This window comes from Ezakiella sp. (assembly GCF_034180565.1).
In the GTDB taxonomy this organism is placed as follows: Bacteria; Bacillota; Clostridia; order Tissierellales; family Peptoniphilaceae; genus Ezakiella.
This window is the reverse complement of the sequence record NZ_JAXFOB010000036.1, coordinates 1-3,254: the sequence shown is the minus strand read 5'-3', so window position 1 is coordinate 3,254 and position 3,254 is coordinate 1. Positions and strand designations below refer to the sequence as shown.

General features: G+C 35.9%; 11 protein-coding genes. All 11 read right to left on the bottom strand.

All coding sequences use genetic code 11. The annotated features are described in order from the left end of the window. On the bottom strand, positions 1–663 hold a 663-nt coding region (locus SPI61_RS07710), incomplete at its 3' end, for an N-6 DNA methylase (protein ID WP_321137543.1). Positions 664–795: 132 nt separating this feature from the next. Next, positions 796–1,005: a hypothetical protein gene (locus SPI61_RS07705; RefSeq protein ID WP_321137542.1), complete on the bottom strand. Its 210-nt coding sequence runs from the start codon at positions 1,003–1,005 to the stop codon at positions 796–798. Next, entirely contained in the window at positions 998–1,258 is a 261-nt protein-coding gene (locus tag SPI61_RS07700; RefSeq protein ID WP_321137541.1) for a hypothetical protein, read from the bottom strand. Before SPI61_RS07700 ends, SPI61_RS07705 begins: the two co-directional genes overlap by 8 nt. Then, positions 1,248–1,580, bottom strand: a complete 333-nt coding sequence (locus tag SPI61_RS07695; protein ID WP_321137540.1) for a hypothetical protein — start codon at positions 1,578–1,580, stop codon at positions 1,248–1,250. Before SPI61_RS07695 ends, SPI61_RS07700 begins: the two co-directional genes overlap by 11 nt. Continuing rightward, positions 1,580–1,942 carry a MazG-like family protein gene (locus SPI61_RS07690; RefSeq protein WP_321137539.1) on the bottom strand — a complete coding sequence of 121 codons (363 nt, stop codon included), beginning with the start codon at positions 1,940–1,942 and terminating at the stop codon, positions 1,580–1,582. The genes SPI61_RS07695 and SPI61_RS07690 overlap by 1 nt, the downstream gene beginning before the upstream one ends. A 39-nt stretch (positions 1,943–1,981) precedes the next feature. Beyond that, a complete protein-coding gene (locus tag SPI61_RS07685; protein WP_321137538.1) occupies positions 1,982–2,146 on the bottom strand; it encodes a hypothetical protein in 165 nt (54 codons plus the stop codon). Further along, entirely contained in the window at positions 2,143–2,319 is a 177-nt protein-coding gene (locus tag SPI61_RS07680; RefSeq protein WP_321137537.1) for a hypothetical protein, read from the bottom strand. The genes SPI61_RS07685 and SPI61_RS07680 overlap by 4 nt, the downstream gene beginning before the upstream one ends. After that, entirely contained in the window at positions 2,316–2,498 is a 183-nt protein-coding gene (locus SPI61_RS07675; protein WP_321137536.1) for a hypothetical protein, read from the bottom strand. Before SPI61_RS07675 ends, SPI61_RS07680 begins: the two co-directional genes overlap by 4 nt. Before the next feature lie 12 nt (positions 2,499–2,510). After that, positions 2,511–2,735, bottom strand: coding sequence for a hypothetical protein (locus SPI61_RS07670; RefSeq protein WP_321137535.1), 225 nt, complete (start codon positions 2,733–2,735; stop codon positions 2,511–2,513). 1 nt (position 2,736) lies between these two features. After that, the gene (locus SPI61_RS07665) at positions 2,737–2,961 is read right to left on the bottom strand and encodes a hypothetical protein (RefSeq protein ID WP_321137534.1); all 225 of its coding nucleotides are present in this window, start codon (positions 2,959–2,961) and stop codon (positions 2,737–2,739) included. Positions 2,962–2,974: 13 nt separating this feature from the next. Then, the gene (locus SPI61_RS07660) at positions 2,975–3,175 is read right to left on the bottom strand and encodes a hypothetical protein (protein WP_321137533.1); all 201 of its coding nucleotides are present in this window, start codon (positions 3,173–3,175) and stop codon (positions 2,975–2,977) included. Positions 3,176–3,254: the final 79 nt, after the last annotated feature.

Genomic DNA, 3,254 nt, shown 5'->3' with positions numbered 1-3,254 from the left:
CCAACCGCCCAAAACGAAAAACGGGGTGTACCACGTGCTGTATGTTTCGAGCGTTAAAGTGTCTTGATGTTTTATAACGGCGGGAACTCCTAAAAGAGATAACTGTATATAACACATTGCAACCGACGTAAAGTCCAAATCATTCGCAAATACAAGCATTTGACCGTTCGGATTGACACCCATTTCAGTAAGTGTTTCAACCGCTTGAATTAAGGTGCTGCCACCGCCGCAACTTGAATCTTCAACCATTACAAACCCCTCTTTTTTGAGTGCATTTTCTACGCTTTCTTTATCGAGTGCAAGCCTTGCCATTAAATTTGATATTCCTGTCGGTGTAAATTCTTGTGCCTTTAACTTGTCGCCAAAACCAAGTTCCATATATATTCGCCCGAAAACGTCTTCCCTTTTCTTTTCAAGTGCCGATGTAACAAGTGCCATAATCTCCGCACAACTGTTTAATTGCTCCGCTGTGTATTTCTTTGCTATATCTTGATAATTTTTATCTCTCTCGTCTTTCGTGCTTAAATCTACAACCGAACTGATGTCGTAAGCCATAAGCTTTATAAAATCCGTAAAGACCTCATAAAGATTTTTTGTGTCCGCACACGTTTTCATAATCTTTACAATCTCTTTGTATTCGTCAATCTGTTTTTGTACCGTCATAACCGTTCTCCATTCCCTCTTTATTTCGCCTTTATCGCCCATACACGGCGTTTAAATGTAAAAGCCATATAGTTAAAGGTGTTTTCAAATCAAACGCCGTATATAAGCTTTAAACCGTAAATACTGTTGATGTTATCTTCTATGAACGCACTCTTTCGTGTTTCGCCCCAACTCAATCGCTCTTAAAATATCTTCTGCCGTTGCTTCGGGGTCTGTGTAAATCCGAACGATTGTGTCGTCATCTTCGTAACTCTCAATCTGCATAAGTTCCTCGTCGATAACAGTCAATCTGAGCTGACCGCTTTTAACGAGTGAATCGACTTTTTCTTTTGCGTTAATCATCTAAAATCTCCGAAAATATCAACTCTCCGTCTTTAAATTTATATTTAAACGGTTTTATATTTCCTTTATCGACAACATAGTTCGGGTCATCTAAGCACATATCAATAATTGCTTTTAATAACTTATAACGCCTACTTCCGTTGCTTTCTGCAATTTCTATTGTTTCAGTGGAATCTTTTAACGCTCTTAAACATCGAGTAAAGCCTTTTCTCATATAACCGAACTGTGTTAAATCTAAGTTGCTATCTCTCATCTAAATCTTCCGCTTTACTCAACTCTTGTACATAAGAGTCATACACTACCGAAGATATGAAATTCCAAAACTCTTTTGTGCATCCGATACTTATGCCATCTTTTACGATAAATCCCTTAGATTGATATTCGTTTAAAAGTTCTCTTTCACCGCTTCTAATTTTCTCTCTTTCCATATATTGGTCTGTTAAGCTATACATCAAAAACGGCAAGAATCTCAGTTCTAAAACACTTGTATTTCTACCAAACATTTGTTGAAACATTGGATTCATCGGCTCTACAAATTCTACACTTCCTCTATCTTTTTCTATAATTTTCATCATTATAAATCTTCCTCTTTCACGAAAGTACCGTCAATCGTCTTTCCTTGCCTGTCCTTAATCTTTTCGTATGCAAGTTCTAAGCACCTTTGTGGCTCTATGCCGAGTTGCTTGCATAAGATTATAAGTGTTACGAAAACATCGCCCATTTCAAGTTGCATATTTTCTTGAGTTTCTATCTGCTCATAATCAGAATAACACTCTGACGGGTCTTGCCCTATCCTCTCTAAATAATCAAATTCCGTCTTAAACTCGAACACTTCCTCGATAAACTTCATAAACTGTTTGTCCGCGTTTTCTTCGTGCAATAGGTCGTGGCTATCCGCCCATTCTAATACCTTTTCTTGTAATTCTTTAAAACCCATATTATTCCCCTTTCTAACGATTAATCATCTTTAATCTTTTCATTCAATATCTCCTGCTTGTTCAAATACAATAAGAATTTGTCCATCATCTCCATCTATGTCAGCTAATTTTAATTCATTGTCATTGCTGTCATAAAATGAAATCTCGTCATCAAGACTTCTACTATATCTATTTATTAATTCATACAATCTTCTAACTTTCATTCTTCCACCTCAAATCTAACAATATCCACATAAGCAGGCTCTATTGTGTCATTTTCTGTATTTAATACATAATCAGCAAGTGCAGTTTTTGCTTTTGCTAATGACTCAAAAACACCAATAATTGACTCTCGACCAGTATTTTCTGTTGTGTCCATTACTATAAAAATTCTCATTCTTTCACCTCTATTACTTTTCCGTTAACTAATACCGCCATTGCTTTTGCGTCTTCTTTTTCAGAAAATCTCAACGCACGAGATAACGCTCTTGATGAAGATATGTTTTGCTCATTCTCTTTATCTTTTGAATAAGATGTAACGTACCAACCACCTTTTCGTTCTATAATATATTTCATTTTCTGTCGCCTTTATTTGTAGCCTAAACCCTCGTATTCGTAATTGATACTGTCTAAAATTTTTCCGCACTTTTTACAACGAACGTAAACGGTTTCGCCGCTTATTCTTTTAAATACTGAATTTTCTACTACTTTTTCCGTTTCTTTATGCTTGCATAAAGCTTGCCTAATAGTGATTATTAGTTTCTTAAATGCTTTTCTTATCTTTGTTATTAGCTTCTTTAAAGCTTTTTCCATATTATTCCCCTTTCTTGTTTTCTGTTTCGTCTTCTGTTTCCCACATATTGAGTGAATAAAATATTTTCATATAAGCACTTATAGCCGAGCCCAAAAACTCCCTCTTGCTTATATCATCAGACGGACTCTCGATTTCAATCGAGCCGTCTTTGTAAAAGTCAATGAAATGTTTAAGAACCGTCTTAACTGCGGTCAATTCGTTTATATTCAATTCCACCTTTCCCATATTTCCCTCTCAATCACTCAATATATCCGCCTAAATAAACGTCTGCTTTTTTGTTGAGTTCCACTTCGTTTATTTTCGGCAACGGATATTTCAATTTTTTCTTCGCTTTTTCTGCTTTTTCTAAGCTGTCATACACCCCGAAAAGTGTAATCTCGCAACCCCAACCGTCGTATTCATCACTTAAAGTGTTTGCCGTCAATATATAAACTTTCATTATTCAATCTCCCTATAAGTTGAAAAAAATTGTCGGATATGCCCAAATCTTTTAAAATGGATACAACGTCGACCTTAAG